Origin of the sequence: Nocardioides sp. GCM10027114 (assembly GCF_042659625.1) — a bacterium.
GTDB lineage: Bacteria > Actinomycetota > Actinomycetes > Propionibacteriales > Nocardioidaceae > Nocardioides.
Window position 1 is genome coordinate 150,873 of the sequence record NZ_JBHSSS010000024.1, and the last position, 14,090, is coordinate 164,962.

Annotated in this window: 16 protein-coding genes; 5 read left to right on the forward strand and 11 right to left on the reverse strand. The window is 73.4% G+C overall.

Translation table 11 applies throughout. The features are described from left to right. Positions 1–147: 147 nt before the first annotated feature. Positions 148–735 carry a TetR/AcrR family transcriptional regulator gene (locus tag ACFP2E_RS13015; protein WP_378523644.1) on the forward strand — a complete coding sequence of 196 codons (588 nt, stop codon included), beginning with the start codon at positions 148–150 and terminating at the stop codon, positions 733–735. 32 nt (positions 736–767) lie between these two features. Then, the gene (locus ACFP2E_RS13020) at positions 768–989 is read left to right on the forward strand and encodes a DUF3107 domain-containing protein (protein ID WP_378523587.1); all 222 of its coding nucleotides are present in this window, start codon (positions 768–770) and stop codon (positions 987–989) included. 25 nt (positions 990–1,014) lie between these two features. On the opposite strand, the gene ACFP2E_RS13025 is transcribed toward ACFP2E_RS13020, so the two are convergent. Beyond that, a complete protein-coding gene (locus ACFP2E_RS13025) occupies positions 1,015–1,776 on the reverse strand; it encodes a ferritin-like fold-containing protein (protein WP_378523588.1) in 762 nt (253 codons plus the stop codon). Positions 1,777–2,061: 285 nt separating this feature from the next. On the opposite strand from ACFP2E_RS13025, the gene ACFP2E_RS13030 reads away from it, so the two are divergent. Both ACFP2E_RS13030 and ACFP2E_RS13035 read left to right on the forward strand, forming a co-directional pair. Further along, positions 2,062–3,459 carry a DEAD/DEAH box helicase gene (locus ACFP2E_RS13030; protein ID WP_378523589.1) on the forward strand — a complete coding sequence of 466 codons (1,398 nt, stop codon included), beginning with the start codon at positions 2,062–2,064 and terminating at the stop codon, positions 3,457–3,459. A 52-nt stretch (positions 3,460–3,511) separates the two neighbouring features. After that, a complete protein-coding gene (locus ACFP2E_RS13035; protein ID WP_378523590.1) occupies positions 3,512–4,588 on the forward strand; it encodes a hypothetical protein in 1,077 nt (358 codons plus the stop codon). 20 nt (positions 4,589–4,608) lie between these two features. Here ACFP2E_RS13035 and ACFP2E_RS13040 read toward each other — a convergent pair whose 3' ends face one another. Together ACFP2E_RS13040 and ACFP2E_RS13045 are read right to left on the reverse strand one after the other, a co-directional pair. After that, a complete protein-coding gene (locus ACFP2E_RS13040) occupies positions 4,609–5,196 on the reverse strand; it encodes a L,D-transpeptidase (protein WP_378523591.1) in 588 nt (195 codons plus the stop codon). A gap of 89 nt (positions 5,197–5,285) precedes the next feature. After that, positions 5,286–6,104, reverse strand: a complete 819-nt coding sequence (locus ACFP2E_RS13045) for a ParA family protein (protein ID WP_378523592.1) — start codon at positions 6,102–6,104, stop codon at positions 5,286–5,288. 60 nt (positions 6,105–6,164) lie between these two features. Here ACFP2E_RS13045 and ACFP2E_RS13050 point away from each other — a divergent pair, with 60 nt between their 5' ends. Then, positions 6,165–6,929, forward strand: a complete 765-nt coding sequence (locus tag ACFP2E_RS13050) for an SDR family NAD(P)-dependent oxidoreductase (RefSeq protein WP_378523593.1) — start codon at positions 6,165–6,167, stop codon at positions 6,927–6,929. 16 nt (positions 6,930–6,945) lie between these two features. Here ACFP2E_RS13050 and ACFP2E_RS13055 read toward each other — a convergent pair whose 3' ends face one another. From ACFP2E_RS13055 to ACFP2E_RS13090, 8 genes are all read right to left on the reverse strand, one after another. Further along, positions 6,946–7,563: a MarC family protein gene (locus tag ACFP2E_RS13055; RefSeq protein ID WP_378523594.1), complete on the reverse strand. Its 618-nt coding sequence runs from the start codon at positions 7,561–7,563 to the stop codon at positions 6,946–6,948. Next, a complete protein-coding gene (locus ACFP2E_RS13060) occupies positions 7,560–8,438 on the reverse strand; it encodes a PHP domain-containing protein (RefSeq protein ID WP_378523595.1) in 879 nt (292 codons plus the stop codon). The genes ACFP2E_RS13055 and ACFP2E_RS13060 overlap by 4 nt, the downstream gene beginning before the upstream one ends. A gap of 98 nt (positions 8,439–8,536) precedes the next feature. Further along, the gene (locus ACFP2E_RS13065) at positions 8,537–9,208 is read right to left on the reverse strand and encodes a DUF6758 family protein (protein ID WP_378523596.1); all 672 of its coding nucleotides are present in this window, start codon (positions 9,206–9,208) and stop codon (positions 8,537–8,539) included. Positions 9,209–9,281: 73 nt separating this feature from the next. Next, positions 9,282–10,775, reverse strand: a complete 1,494-nt coding sequence (locus tag ACFP2E_RS13070) for a peptide MFS transporter (protein WP_378523597.1) — start codon at positions 10,773–10,775, stop codon at positions 9,282–9,284. Between the two features lie 92 nt (positions 10,776–10,867). Next, positions 10,868–11,401, reverse strand: coding sequence for a MaoC family dehydratase (locus ACFP2E_RS13075; protein ID WP_378523598.1), 534 nt, complete (start codon positions 11,399–11,401; stop codon positions 10,868–10,870). 146 nt (positions 11,402–11,547) lie between these two features. After that, entirely contained in the window at positions 11,548–11,718 is a 171-nt protein-coding gene (locus ACFP2E_RS13080) for a DUF5302 family protein (RefSeq protein WP_378523599.1), read from the reverse strand. Positions 11,719–11,814: 96 nt separating this feature from the next. Next, entirely contained in the window at positions 11,815–12,957 is a 1,143-nt protein-coding gene (locus ACFP2E_RS13085) for a hypothetical protein (RefSeq protein WP_378523600.1), read from the reverse strand. After that, the gene (locus ACFP2E_RS13090) at positions 12,954–14,039 is read right to left on the reverse strand and encodes a hypothetical protein (RefSeq protein WP_378523601.1); all 1,086 of its coding nucleotides are present in this window, start codon (positions 14,037–14,039) and stop codon (positions 12,954–12,956) included. Before ACFP2E_RS13090 ends, ACFP2E_RS13085 begins: the two co-directional genes overlap by 4 nt. Positions 14,040–14,090 lie beyond the last annotated feature (51 nt).

Here is a 14,090-nt window from a genome sequence, read left to right on the forward strand (position 1 = left end):
GGACACGAGCGGCGAGCGGTCCGTCATCCGGACGGGGGCTACGGACCGGTAGGCTCCGGAGCGCGGACGAGTCGCCGCGCCGCTAGACGAGGAGCCGACGTGAGCACCGACCAGTACGACACCGGGACGCGCCCGCGGGGTGGGCGCATGCCGCGCCGAGAGCGCCGCGCTCAGCTGCTCGAGTCCGCGCTCGAGGTCTTCGTCGCCCAGGGCTACCACGCCGCCGCGATGGACGACATCGCCGAGCGCGCCGGGGTCTCCAAGCCCGTGCTCTACCAGCACTTCCCGGGCAAGCTCGACCTCTACCTCGCGCTGCTCGACGTCTCCTGCGACACGATCATCGACAACTGCCGCAAGGCGCTGGAGTCCACCGCGGACAACAAGCAGCGCGTGGGCGCGACGATGACCGCGTTCTACGAGTACGTCGCCGGCGACTCCGGCGCGTTCCGCCTCGTCTTCGAGTCGGACCTGACCAACGAGCCGGCCGTGCGCGACCGGGTCGACCGGGTCACGATCGAGTGCGCGAGGATGATCGCCGAGGTCATCCACGACGACACCGGCCTGCCCGACGAGGCCTCCCGGCTGCTCGCCGTCTCGCTGGTGGGAATGGCGCAGGTCAGCGCCCGGTTCTGGCTGTCGGAGGCGGCCGGGATCACTCGCGACGATGCCGCGGCCCTCGTGGCCGGACTCGCGTGGCGCGGCATCCGCGGCTACCCCCGCACCGACGAGAACTGACACCCGACCAGCCCCCAGAAGGAGAACCGACCGTGGAGGTCAAGATCGGCGTCCAGCACGCCCAGCGCGAGCTCACCCTCGAGTCCGCGGAGTCCCCCGAGACGATCGAGAAGCTGGTGGCCGAGGCCATCGCCGGCGGCGGGGTGCTCACCCTCGTCGACACCAAGGGCCGTCGGGTCATGGTGCCTGCCGACCGGCTCGCCTACGTCGAGCTCGGCGGTGGCACGGTCGGCGCCGTCGGCTTCCGCAGCTGACCCGTGCCCGGGCTGGGGCTCGACGTCAGGCGTCGAGCCCCAGCTCCGTCATCCGGGCGGCGTGCCGCTCGGTGATCCGCGCGAACATCCGGCCGATCGCGGCCAGATCGAGGCCAGGCCGGTCGATGCCGCCGGCCAGCAGCGCGGACAGCGCGTCGCGCTCCCCCGCCACCCGCTGGGCCTGCGTGAGCGCCTCGCCCATCAGTCGGCGGCCCCACAGCGCCAGCCGGCCGCCGAGCCTGGGGTCCTGTTCGATCGCGGCCCGCACCCGGTCCACCACGAACGACGAGTGGCCGGAGTCCTCGAGCGAGGCGACCACGACGTCGCGGGTCCGCACGTCGAGGTACGCCGCGATCTCGCGGTAGAAGTCCGCGGCCAGGCCGTCCCCGACGAACGCCTTGACGAGGCCCTCGTACCAGTCGGACGGGGCCGTGTGGGCGTGGAAGAGCTCGATCGGCTCCTGGAACGGCGCCATCGCGGCGTAGGGGTCGGCGCCCAGCTCGGTCAGCCGGTCGCGCAGCAGCGTCACGTGGCCGAGCTCCGCGGCCGCCATCGAGGCGATCGCCAGCTTGTCCTCGAGCGACGGCGCCAGCTTCGCGTCCTCGGCGAGCCGCTCGAACGCCGATATCTCGCCGTACGCGATGGCGCCGAGCAGGTCGACCACGGCGGCGCGGTACTCGACGTCCTCGAGGGCGAGCGAGGGGTCCCCTGCGGGAGGTGAGGACGGGGAGGCGGACGGGGCTCCGGAATCGTCTGCCGACTCGGTCTCGCGTGGGGATTCAGACACGGTCGCACCCTACCGATAGACTCGCGGCGTTCGAGTGCCGCCGCCCGAGTGCACCGAGTGCCTCAACTGCCTCAGCGCCCGGTGGCGGCCCGCGACCGGCGGGCTCCCTGCCCGCCCCGAATGTGCGCGGCTGACACTGTCGAGAGATCGAGGCGACGAGTCCGCCGCCGGGACACTCACGAAAGCGACAGACCACTGACCACGTTCCGAGAGCTCGGGGTCCTCCCCGAGATTTGCGACGCGCTCGAGCGCGCCGGCATCACCACTCCGTTCGCCATCCAGGAGATGACCCTCTCCGTCGCCCTCATGGGCACCGACCTGATCGGCCAGGCCCGCACGGGCACCGGCAAGACCCTCGCCTTCGGCATCCCGGTGCTGCAGCGCAGCGTCGCCCCGAAGGACCCCGACTACGCCGAGCTGCCCCAGGGCAAGCCGCAGGCGCTCATCGTGGCGCCGACCCGCGAGCTGGCCCTGCAGGTCTCCGGCGACCTCGCGCTCGCCGGCGCCGACCGCGGGCTGCGGGTGCTCACCGTCTACGGCGGCGTCGGCTACGAGCCGCAGCTCGAGGCGCTCGAGACCGGCGTCGACATCGTCGTCGGCACGCCCGGCCGGCTGATCGACCTGGCCAACCGCAAGGCGCTCGACCTCTCCCACGTGCACGCCCTGGTCCTGGACGAGGCCGACGAGATGCTCGACCTCGGCTTCCTGCCCGACGTGGAGAAGCTGCTGCGGATGACCCCGGAGACCCGGCAGACGATGCTGTTCTCCGCGACCATGCCGTCGGCGATCGTCGCGCTGGCCCGCATGCACATGCGCCACCCGATGAACATCCGTGCCGAGTCGTCCTACGACAACCAGACCGTGCCGGCGACCGCGCAGTTCATCTACCAGGTCCACGACCTCGACAAGCCCGAGATCATCGGCCGGCTGCTGCAGGCCGAGGACGCCGACAAGTTCATCGTCTTCACGCGCACCAAGCGCGCCGCCCAGCGCGTCGCCGACGACCTCGTCGAGCGCGGTTTCAGCGCGAGCGCACTGCACGGCGACATGGCGCAGGTCGCCCGCGAGAAGGCGCTCGCGAAGTTCCGCGAGGACAAGCTGCGGGTGCTCGTCGCCACCGACGTCGCCGCCCGCGGCATCGACGTCGCCGGCGTCTCCCACGTCATCAACTACAGCTGCCCCGAGGACGACAAGACCTACGTCCACCGGATCGGGCGCACCGGCCGGGCGGGCGCCTCCGGCACCGCCATCACCTTCGTCGACTGGGCGGACCTGCACCGCTGGAAGATGATCAACAAGGCGCTCGACCTGCCGTTCGACGAGCCGCAGGAGACCTACTCCACCTCCGAGCACCTCTTCCACGACCAGGGCATCGCACCGGGCACCAAGGGCCGGGTCGCCGCCCCGAAGCCGGCGGGCCGCTCCGACGACGCCGAGGACGGCGAGCGCAAGCCCCGCCCGCGCAACCGCAACCGCAGCCGGACCCGCACCCGCGGGGGCCAGCCCGTCGCGGAGGGCGCCGACGGCAGCCAGTCGGCCCAGGGCGGCGAGCAGTCGTCCGCGAAGCCGGAGGGCGACAAGCCGTCCGGCAGCCGCAATCGCCGCCGGCGCCGCCGGTCGTCGGGGTCCTCGCGGCCGTCGGGCTCGTCCAGCGCCCCCAGCGGCTCCGGCACCGGGAACTGATGGTCCGGCGCCCCTCCGAGCCGACCAGCCTCCGCTCGTTACGATGCCCGGCGTGAGTCCCAGCGTGAGCCCGCGAACCGCCTACCTCCACGTGGGCGCCAGCAAGACCGGCACGTCGTCCCTGCAGCGGGGGCTGTTCGGCTCCGCGGCCGCGCTCGAGCAGCAGGGCGTCGGCGTCCCGCTGGGCGGCCGGCCCGCCCACGTCGAGCAGGTGCTCCGCCCGCTCGGCTGGCAGACCTCGCGCGGGTTCGTCGACCCCGTCGACCCTCGCGCGCTGTCCCGGCTCTCGCGCCGCCTCCGGCGTCACGAGGGCGAGCGGCTGCTGCTGACCTGCGAGGACCTCTGCGAGGCCGACCAGGCCCGCATCCAGATCCTCGAGGACGTCCTCGGCTCAGCGGGGGTCCGGCCCCACGTCGTGCTGACGCTGCGGGGGCTGGCCTCGGTGGTCCCGTCGGAGTGGCAGCAGTTCCTCAAGCACCGGATGGACCTGTCCTACCCGACGTTCCTCGAGCGCGTCCGCGACCGGAAGGGCCGCTGGGCGCGGCACTTCTGGCAGCGCCAGGACGTCGTCGAGATCTGCGAGCGCTGGTCCGAGGTCGTGGGCGCCGACCGCCTCGACGTGATCGTCACGCCGTCGCGCTCCCGCGATCCCGAGGGCCTCTACCGCCTGTTCGGCGCCGTCGTCGGCTTCGACCCCGCGACGATGGCGTGGCCGCAGCGCGACGTCAACGCCTCGTGGGGCTACGTCGAGGCCGAGGTCTACCGGCGCGTCAACGCCGCGCTCGACGGCCGGCTGCGCAACTACGAGCGGGCCTACCAGCCGGCCGTGCGCTGGCCGCTCGTCAAGGGCGTGCTCCCCCGTGGGGCGAGCGCCCGGATCCCGCTGCCGCCGGAGCACCTGCCCTGGGTGCAGGAGACCGCCGAGGCGCACGTCGCCTTCCTGGAGGGATCCGGCATCCGTGTCCACGGCGACGCCAAGGACCTGCTGCCCGGCCCGGACCTCGCCGCCCCGCTGCCCGAGGTCTCGGAGGAGCAGGTCGCCGCCGCCGCCGTCGAGGCGCTGGCGAGCTTCGCCGTTCACGCCCACCGGCGCGACCGGCACGGGCCGACGCCCCACCAGGACGACTGAGGCCCCGGACGACCGGGGCCTCAGGCCACCACGACGACCGTGGTGCCGAGCGGTGCGAACTCCCACAGCGCCCGGGCGTCCCGGGGCCGCTGCCGGATGCAGCCGTGGGACGTCGGCGTGCCGAGCTCGTCGACGGTCTGCACCTTCCGGCCGTCGTCGACGGGGATGTCGTGGAAGCCGATCGCGGCGTTCTCGCCCTGCGTGAACCGCACGAACCACCGCATCGTCCCCGAGTCGTCGATGCCCCAGGCCTGCTCGGAGCGGGAGTAGACCCGGTAGGTGCCGGGGTCGAGGTTGTCGTAGATGCTGCCGGAGACGAGGTAGCTGCGCTGCACCCGGCCGGCTCCTCCGACCAGCCAGACCCGCTGCTGGCCCTCGCTGAACACCACCCGGCGTCCCTCCCCCGCGCCCACGGGCACGGGCGGCACCCAGCCGGGTCCGCGGTCGCGGCTCGGCGACGGGCCGGGGACACCCTCGCCGCCGGCGGGGGCGGACAACGCAGCCGGGGCGTACGCCCCGCCCGACGACGCTGACGACCCGGCGGGACCGGAGGCGGCGGAGGGCAGCGCCCCCGCCCCACCGAGGACGGCGACGGCCGTGACCGCCACCGAGCTCCCCGCCGCGGCCAGACGACCGTAGCGCGGCCGCACCGTCCCCGAAGGCCGCGCGGGCCCGTGGGTGGTGCGGCCGCCGCGGGTCATCCCTGCGACTTCCCCGCGGGCTTGCGCGGCGCCTTGGGGCGCTTGCTGCGGGCGACGAGGTTGGCGGCCACCTCCCGGTAGGCGACCGCGCCCTTGCTGCTGCGGCTCGTGGCGAGGATCGAGCGGCCCGCGGCCGGCGCCTCGGCGAACTTGATGGTCTTGGGGATCGGCGGCTCGACGACCTCGAGGCCGTAGGTCTCGGAGATGGTGTCGAGCACCGTCCGCGAGTGGTTGGTGCGACCGTCGTACAGCGTCGGCAGCACGCCCCACACCTCGAGGCCACGGTTGGTGAAGCGGCGCACGTCGTGCACGGTGTCGAGCAGCTGCCCCACGCCGCGGTGGGAGAGCGTCTCGCACTGCAGCGGGACGAGCACGCCCTTGGCCGCGGTGAGCGCGGCGACGGTCAGCACGCCCAGCGACGGCGGGCAGTCGAGGAGCACCCAGTCGTAGGCGTCCTCGCCCTGGCTGTCGGCGAGCTCCTCGAGGGCCGACTTGATGACGTGCTCGCGCCCGGTCCTCGTGAGGAGGTCCGCCTCGGCGCGGGCGAGCTCGATGGTGGCGGGGAGCAGGTCGACGCCGTCCTCCGTCGTGAGGATCACCTCGGTGGGGTCGAGCCCCTTGGTGAGGACGTGGTGCACCGACAGCTCGAGGTCCTCGGGGTCGATCCCCAGCGAGAACGTCAGGCAGGCCTGCGGGTCGAGGTCGACGAGCAGGACCCGGTGGCCGAGCTCGGCGAGGGCGGCCCCGAGCGAGGCGACGGACGTGGTCTTGGCGACGCCGCCCTTCTGGTTGGCGATCGCGAGTGTCGTGGTCATCGCACCACATGATGCACGACGCGGTTGCCCGGATCGCGACGACACCTGTTCGATGGGCCCATGACTTCTTCGGGAGGGACGGCGCTGGTGACCGGCGCGACCGCGGGGATCGGCCGCGTCTTCGCCGACCGGCTGGCCGCGCGCGGCCAGGACCTGGTGCTGGTGGCCCGCGACCGCGAGCGCCTCGAGACCGCGGCGAAGGAGCTGCGGACGGCGTACGGCGTGGCCGTCGAGGTGCTTCCCGCCGACCTCGCCGACCGGGACGAGCTCGCGACCGTCGAGGCCCGGCTGCGCGACCCCGACCGCCCGGTCGACCTGCTGGTCAACAACGCGGGGTTCGGGCTCAGGGGCCGGTTCCTTGACAACGACGTCGAGCGGGAGCAGGCGATGCTCGACGTGCTGGTCACGGCGGTGATGCGGCTCAGTCACGCCGCGCTCGGCCCCATGGCGGAGCGCGGCCGGGGCGGGGTCGTCAACGTCTCGAGCGTCGCCGCCTGGCTGCCGCGCGGCACCTACTCCGCGGCCAAGGCGTGGGTGAACAGCTTCAGCGCCTGGGCGGCCCGCGAGTACGCACCGCGCGGGGTCACCGTCACCGCGCTGTGCCCCGGCTTCACGAAGACCGAGTTCCACCAACGGATGGGCGTGCGCCGTGGCACCGGGCTGCTCTGGATGGACGCGGGCTTCGTGGTCGACCGAGCGCTCGCCGACCACGACCGCGGCCGTGCCCTGTCGGTGCCGGGCGCGCAGTACCGCTTCATCGTGGGCGTGACCCGACTGGTCCCGGACCGGGTTCTGCAGGCGTTCCAGTCGATGGGCCGCCGCTGACCGCTCGCGCGCCGGCTCAGCCCTCGCCGGCGATGAAGGCGCGGATCGCGTCGGCGACGAGCTGGACCGCGATCGCCGAGAGCAGCAGGCCGGCGATCCGGGTGACGAGCAGGACGCCGCTCTCCCGGATCAGCTTGAGGATCGGCAGGGAGTAGCGCATCGCCGCCCACAGGCAGAGGTGGACGCCGACGATGCCCAGGGACACGGCCGTCAGGTCTGCGGCACCGTCGACCTGCTGCACGAAGAGCATCGTGGCGACGATCGCCCCCGGCCCGGCGAGCAGCGGTGTGCCGAGCGGCACCAGCGCGACGTTGGCGCCCGCGGTGGCGCTGGGTTCCTGCTCGTTGTCGGTGAGCAGCTGCAGCGCCACCAACAGGAGCAGCAGGCCTCCTGCGCACTGCAGCGCCGGCAGCGAGATGTGCAGGTAGGACAGGATCTGCTGGCCGAAGACCGCGAAGGCCGTGATGACGAAGAAGGCGACCACCACCGCCTGCCACGCGGCCCGCCGTGCGGTGGCCGCGGACCGGCCGCTCGTCAGCGACAGGAAGATCGGGATCGTGCCGACGGGGTCCATGATCACGAAGAGGGTCACGAAGACCTCGATGAGCAGCACGGTGTTGAGCAGCTCGCTCATCGGTTCACCACCTCGGGGGTCGTGCGGCCGGATCGCTCCGCCGCGGCACGGGCCAGGTCCAGCAGGCGCTCCAGCTCCCCGGGAGCGGTCGTGTTGCACCCGAGGTCGTGACCGGTCTTTCCGGTGCCGTGGTGGTCGCTGGAGCCGGTGACGACCAGACCGAGCTCGCGGGCCAGGCCGCGCAGGTCCTCGCGCTCGTCGGGGTCGTGGTCCTCGTGGTCGACCTCGAGCCCGGCCAGCCCGCGCTCCGCGAGACTCGCGATGGTCTCGGGGTCGAGCGTCGACCGGTCGTGGCGGCCCCACGGGTGCGCGACCACGGCCACTCCCCCGGCGGCCTCGACCAGCGCGAGCATCTCCACCAGCGGCGAGGCGTAGCGATCGACGTACGCCGGCCGGCCGGCGCTCAGGTAGCGGGCGAACGCCTCCGTGCGGTCGCGGACCGCGCCGAGCGTGACCAGGGCGTCAGCGACGTGGGGTCGCCCGGTGGCCACGGCGTGGCCGGCGGCGCGGGCCACGTCGTCGTGACCGATCTCGATCCCGAGGGCCTGCAGCGCCGCGACCATGGCCGGCACCCGGGAGTCACGACCGGCGAGGATGCGCTCGAGCTCGGCGACCAGCGGAGGGTAGGTCGGGTCGGGCAGGTACGCGAGGAGGTGCACGCCGCGGCCGGCGTGCCGGCAGCTGATCTCGAGCCCGCGGACGAGCCGGATGCCGCACCCGGCCGCCACCTCGGCGGCCTCGGTCCAGCCCTCGGTGGTGTCGTGGTCGGTGAGGGCCACCGCGTCGAGCCCGGCGCGCGCCGCGGCCAGCACGAGATCACCGGGGCTGTCGGTGCCGTCGCTGGCGCGCGAGTGGGTGTGGAGGTCGATGCGCACGTCGGCAGCGTAGGGGCTGCTCGGGCGGCTGCCGCTCTCCGCGCGGCTGTCACCTTGGTCACCTGCGCGACCGCCCTCGAGCCGGTCGCGGGAGCCCGTCACCAGACGGGTCGCTGACCCCCGAACGGCACCTCGAGGAGCTGGGGACCGGCCCCGCTGACGTCGCGCAGGATCCAGTCGTCGCGCAGCAGCAGCATGGCCGACGCCGGCCGCAGCACGATCCACAGCCAGCGGCCCTGCGCCTCGCCGGCGAAGACGGAGCGGTCGAGCTCGGGGAACGAGTGGCTCGTCGACACCGGCCACAGCGCCACGGACTGGCTCCCGACGCGCACCTTGACCGTCGGCGGCCCGTCGCCGATGTCTGCGCCCGGGTCGTCGTGCAGCAGGCCGGCGCAGCGCGCGCCGAGACCGACCCCGGCCTCCTCGCTGACCACGAAGACGTCGACCGGGCCGTCGAGCGCGCTCGTGCCCGAGGAGCAGGTCAGCGTCGCCACGCCACGTCCGCGGTCCTGGCCTGTGCCCGTGGGGCCGGTCGTACCGGTCGGGCGGGTCACGACCCCGAACTCCGTGACCGACCACCCCGGCCCCAGGGGCCACGGGAGGTACGTCGGGAAGTCGCCGGCCAGCCGCAGGTGCTCGGCGAAGTCCTCGTAGGAGACCTCGTCGGGCAGCCACAGCGGCGGCCGGGCTCCGTGCTGCGGGCAGTCCCCCTCGTCCACGGCGGTCGCCGGGTCCACCCGGCACCGCGGACACCACGCGGTCAGCGACATGCCGCCACAGTGTGGGCGACCGACCCGCCCCGTCAAGGGCCGGTCGGCCACGGATCCCCGCGCAGCTCCTGCCTCAGTGCACCCCGGCCATCAGCCGCTGCACGGGGCGCCGGGCGAGGAACAGCAGCACGCCGACGCCCAGCGAGAGGGCACCCAGCACGCCGAAGTACGCCGTCTCGCGCTCGGCCGCGTAGAACTTGCCGAGCCAGCCCGCCGCCACCGAGCCGAGCGCCACGGAGAGGAAGAACAGCGAGACCATCTGCGTCCGGAACGCCTGCGGTGCCAGCTTGGTCGCCATGGACAGGCCGACGGGCGAGAGGAACAGCTCCGCCAGCGTGAAGACGAGCAGGATGCCGATCAGGCCGAGCAGCGGCGCGCTACCGGGGCCACCGCCCGCCATGGGCAGGAACAGCAGGAACGCCACGCCCATGAGCGCCGTGCCGATCGCGAACTTCGCCGGCGTCGACGGCTGGCGCGAGCCGAGCCGGGTCCACATGGCGGCGAAGACGCCCGCGAGCAGGATGATGAAGACCGGGTTGATCGACTGGATCCAGGTCGGCGGCATCTCCCAGCCGAGGACGTCGCGGTCGAGGCGCTGGTCGGAGAAGATCGTGACCACCGTGAACTGCTGCTGGAACAGCGACCAGAAAGCCGTGCTCGCGAGGAACATCGGCAGGAAGGCCCAGACCCGGCTGCGCTCGGTGGCATCGATCCGCTTGCTGGTGACGATCCGCGCGAACAGCGCGACAGCGCCGATGCCGATGGTCCACATCGTCCAGGTGGCGAGGTTCTCGGCGGCGACCAGGCCGGTCAGCACGAGCGCGGCGACGGCGGCGGCGGCACCCAGCGTCAGCACGACGAGACGGGGCGCGGCGCCTGCGGGGAGCGGGTTGCTGACCTCGTGGGCCGAGGCGGGGAGCCGGCGCCGGCCGACGGTGTACTGGACGAGGCCGAGGAACATGCCGACCGCGGCGGCGAGGAAGCCGACGTGGAAGCCCTTCTCCTGGGCCAGGAGACCCGTGACGAGCGGGCCGAGCAGACCGCCGATGTTGATGCCGAGGTAGAAGATCGAGAAGCCTGCGTCGCGGCGCTCGTCGCCCTCGGCGTAGAGCGCACCCACGAGCGCGGTGGCGTTCGCCTTGAGGCCGCCGGAGCCGGCGCCCACGAGCAGCAGGCCGAGGACAACCCCGGTGACGCCGGGGACGGCGCCCAGCGCGATGTGGCCGGCCATGATCATCACGGCGCTGTAGAACAGCGTCCGCTCCGAGCCCAGGACGCGGTCCGCGAGCCAGGCGCCGGGGATGGTCGAGAGGTAGACCAGGCCCCCGTACGCGCCGATCAGGGCGGCGGCGGTGCCCTCGTCGAGGCCGAGACCACCGCGCGAGGCCGGGTAGTACAGGTAGAGCAGGACGATGGCCTGCATGCCGTAGAAGCTGAAGCGCTCCCACATCTCGATGCCGAAGATGTTCGCGAGCACCTTCGGCTGGCCCAGGAAGCCCCGGTCCTGGTCCGTGGGCGCGGCCCCGGGGAGCCGGTCCTGCTGGTGGTTCTCGGTCTGCGCGGTCACCCGCGGGACCCTGCCAAACCGGCCCCCGGCGGCCCAAACCGGCGGCGGTGTGAGGTCCGCCGCAGGCCTCGGTCAGGCTGTCGGTCGGGTTGTCACTCCGACTGGGGGCCGGGCCAGTTCTTGTCCGGCTGCGGCACCGGCCGGCCGGGCTGCTCGCCGCCGCGGGCCTCGAGGTAGTTCGCCTTGGGCACCATCACCTTGCGACGGAAGATGCACACCACCTTGCCGTCCTGGTTGTAGCCGATCGTCTCGACGTGCACGACGCCGCGGTCGTCCTTGGACGTCGACTCCCACTTGTCGAGCACCGTCGTCTCGCCGTACAGCGTGTCGCCGTGGAAGGTCGGCGCCACGTGGCGCAGCGACTCGATCTCGAGGTTCGCGATGGCCTTGCCGGAGATGTCCGGGACGCTCATGCCGAGCAGGATCGAGTAGACGTAGTTGCCGACCACGACGTTCTTGCCGAACTGCGTGGTCTCCTCCGCGTAGTGGGAGTCCATGTGCAGCGGGTGGTGGTTCATCGTGAGCAGGCAGAAGAGGTGGTCGTCGTACTCGGTGACCGTCTTGCCGGGCCAGTGCTTGTAGGTGGCACCGACCTCGAACTCCTCGTAACTGCGACCGAACTGCATCCCACACACTCCTCACGCCCCGCGCGACCCTCGCGCCGGACGCCGCTCAGCATGCCGAACCGCCCCCGCCGAAGCGAGGGCGGCCCGGATGGGATTGCTCACAGTGTCGCTGTCACGGTCGTGCGCCTGACGCGGCGAGGGTCGGGTCAGGCGCCTCCCCCGCCGGCCTTGCGCCGGTGCACCTTGGGCGCGGCACCGCCGGCGACCTCGGGGCCGCGGGCCTTGCCCTGCCTGTCGGCGGAGTCGTCCGGGTGGTCGTGGGCCTGCTTGCGGTCGAGGGCCTCGCGCATCTTGGCCTTCAGGTCTTCGTTGCTCATGGGCAGCCTCCTCGACTGCCACTGTGCCAGCCGCCGGCCGGCAGGTCGACGGAGTTACGACCCGCCCTCCCGGGCAGGAGGACCCTGCAGGGTCCCTCAGCGCCCCAGGCGCGAGCGCAACCGGGCGAGCACCGATCGCGCCCGCTCGGCGCCCGCGGCCCCTGCGGGACCGGCGCCGCGGCCCCGGGCGCGCCGGTGCGTGCGCGGGTCGGCCTGGCCGCTGAGCACGAGCGGCACCAGCAGGTCGAGCGCGAGCCCGAGCAGCTGGTCGTCGCCGACCTCGTCCGGGAGGGTGCCGTCGCGGAAGCCCGGCTCGAGGTCGGCGAGGTCGCCCACGATGCGGTAGCCCCCGCTGCGCAGCTCCTCGACCATCTCGGCGGCCAGCCGGCGGGTGTCGTCGCGCCGGTCCTCGGGGACGGTCAGCGAGCCGGCGGTGCGGTGGGCGACGAGGTTGCGCTGGGCGAACCCCTTCTTGACGGTGCGCGACTGCTGCGGCCACGGCACGTCGTCGGGGAGCCGCTCGGTGAGCCGGCGCAGCAGCTCGGTCTCGACGGTGCCGAGGGACGGGTTGCCGGGCGTGTCCGCGGGCGCGACGTCGACGTCCGGGAGCGAGACCGCCTCGCTGAAGCGGTCCCACAGGTCACCGGTCCCCGAGCTCGGGGGCGGCACGGTCACGAAGCAGACGTTCTCCGGCCCGACCACGCTCCCCCAGCGCCGGCCCATCCCCGCGAGGTTCTGGCCGCTCCAGATGCCCTTGCGGGTGTCGGGGCCGCTCCACACCTCGAAGTTGTGGGCCAGGAAGTCGGCGTAGCGGATCGTGTCGCCGTTCTTGACCCCCTCCTGCCAGACGGCCGGGAGCTGCCGACCGAGGTCGCGACAGGTGACGACAACCCGGACCGTGCGGTCGGGGAACGAGTCGGCGGCGCGCTGGATGGTCTCCACGTCGGAGCCGCCGAGGATCTCGTGGGAGATCAGCGCCGGCCCGTCGAAGTCGTTGACGGCGGCGGCGACGCGGTCCCAGGCGCCCTCGGCACCGTCGTACTGGTGGCCGCGGAAGCCGCGCTCGCGCAGGCTCAGCGCCTCGACGAAGTGGCCGGCGCGCTTGCCCGGGTAGAGGAATCCGCGCTCACGCAGCGCGGAGCGGCGGTGGGCGAGCTCGCGCTGCAGGAACGTGGTGCCGCTCTTGGGCGTCCCGACGTGGAGGGTGACCACCCGGTCGTCACCGGTCGCCCGGCTCATCGGCCGGCCCCGCCGAAGCGGTCGGCCAGCCGCCGACCGAGCTCGTCGCCGAGCTCGTCGAGCCCGCCGGCCGGGGCGGGCTCGCCCGGGAACGCCGCGCCCCACGCCGCCTCGAGCGCCCGCCGCACCTGGTCGGGGTCGGGCGGCGCGATCGAGGTGGGTGCCTCGCGCTCGGTCACGGGCAGCTCCGCCGTGTCACCGACGAGCCGTACGTCGTCGCGCGAGACCGCCTCGACGATCGCCCGGTTGAAGCCGCGGGCGAGGGCGGTGCCGGCGAGGTCGAGCTCCGGGCGGCCCTCCTCCGGCCGCAGCGGCAGCAGCACCTCGAGCAGCACCTCGCGAGCCGCCTTGTACTGCTTCTTGTCGAGCTGGTCGAGGTGCGGGTTGAGTCGGCGCAGCACGTCGCAGGAGGCGTAGCCGAGCGACTCGTTGGCCTTGGAAGCCGCGACGGGCGGCGGCTCCTCGATCTCGAGCCGGGAGGCTGCGCAGAACCGGTCCCACAGCTCCGTCGGCGCCGCCCCGGCCTTGGGCACGGTCACCACCGTCACCGAGGCGACCTCGGGGTGGCCCGACCAGCGGGCGATCATGCCGGGGACGTCCTGCGCCCGCCGGAAGCTCTGCACGGCCTTGGAGCGACCGCGGCCGCCCCCGCCGGCCAGCCGCTCGAGGCGACGGACGTAGGTCTCCCAGGCGTCGCCGCCGCGGTTGCGGGTGAAGCTCTGCCACTGGGCAGGCATCGCGCTGTGCTGGTCGCGAACGGTGAGCACCACGTCGACGGGGGTCCCGCCGAAGGACTCGACGAGCTCCTTGACCCGGGGCCGGCGCGCGAAGCTCAGGAACTCCTGCGAGTAGACCGCGACGCCCTCGCTCCGGCGCACCTCGGCGGCGAGGTCGTGCCAGACCTGCGGCTGCCGGTTCTGCGGGGCGCCGAGCATCGCCTGCACGGCGCGCGTCTGCTTGCCGAACTTCCCCCCGGCGAAGAAGGCGTTCGTGCCCTCCAGGATCCCGCTGCCGAGGACGCCCTGCAGGTAGGTGGTGCCGGTCTTCATGGTCCCGATGTGCAGGACGACGCGCTCAGCCACCCCTGGGTCTCCTTCTCCGTCGGCTTGCGGCACCGCCGGTGCGGTGCGCCC

Bases quoted from the DNA above. Each gene is read 5' to 3' on its own strand.
- ACFP2E_RS13055 (WP_378523594.1), bottom strand. From the start codon at position 7,563: ATGAGCGAGCTGCTCAACACCGTGCTGCTCATCGAGGTCTTCGTGACC.
- ACFP2E_RS13030 (WP_378523589.1), top strand. From the start codon at position 2,062: ATGACCCTCTCCGTCGCCCTCATGGGCACCGACCTGATCGGCCAGGCC.
- ACFP2E_RS13075 (WP_378523598.1), bottom strand. From the start codon at position 11,401: ATGCAGTTCGGTCGCAGTTACGAGGAGTTCGAGGTCGGTGCCACCTAC.
- ACFP2E_RS13065 (WP_378523596.1), bottom strand. From the start codon at position 9,208: ATGTCGCTGACCGCGTGGTGTCCGCGGTGCCGGGTGGACCCGGCGACC.
- ACFP2E_RS13085 (WP_378523600.1), bottom strand. From the start codon at position 12,957: ATGAGCCGGGCGACCGGTGACGACCGGGTGGTCACCCTCCACGTCGGG.
- ACFP2E_RS13015 (WP_378523644.1), top strand. From the start codon at position 148: ATGCCGCGCCGAGAGCGCCGCGCTCAGCTGCTCGAGTCCGCGCTCGAG.
- ACFP2E_RS13050 (WP_378523593.1), top strand. From the start codon at position 6,165: ATGACTTCTTCGGGAGGGACGGCGCTGGTGACCGGCGCGACCGCGGGG.
- ACFP2E_RS13045 (WP_378523592.1), bottom strand. From the start codon at position 6,104: ATGACCACGACACTCGCGATCGCCAACCAGAAGGGCGGCGTCGCCAAG.
- ACFP2E_RS13080 (WP_378523599.1), bottom strand. From the start codon at position 11,718: ATGAGCAACGAAGACCTGAAGGCCAAGATGCGCGAGGCCCTCGACCGC.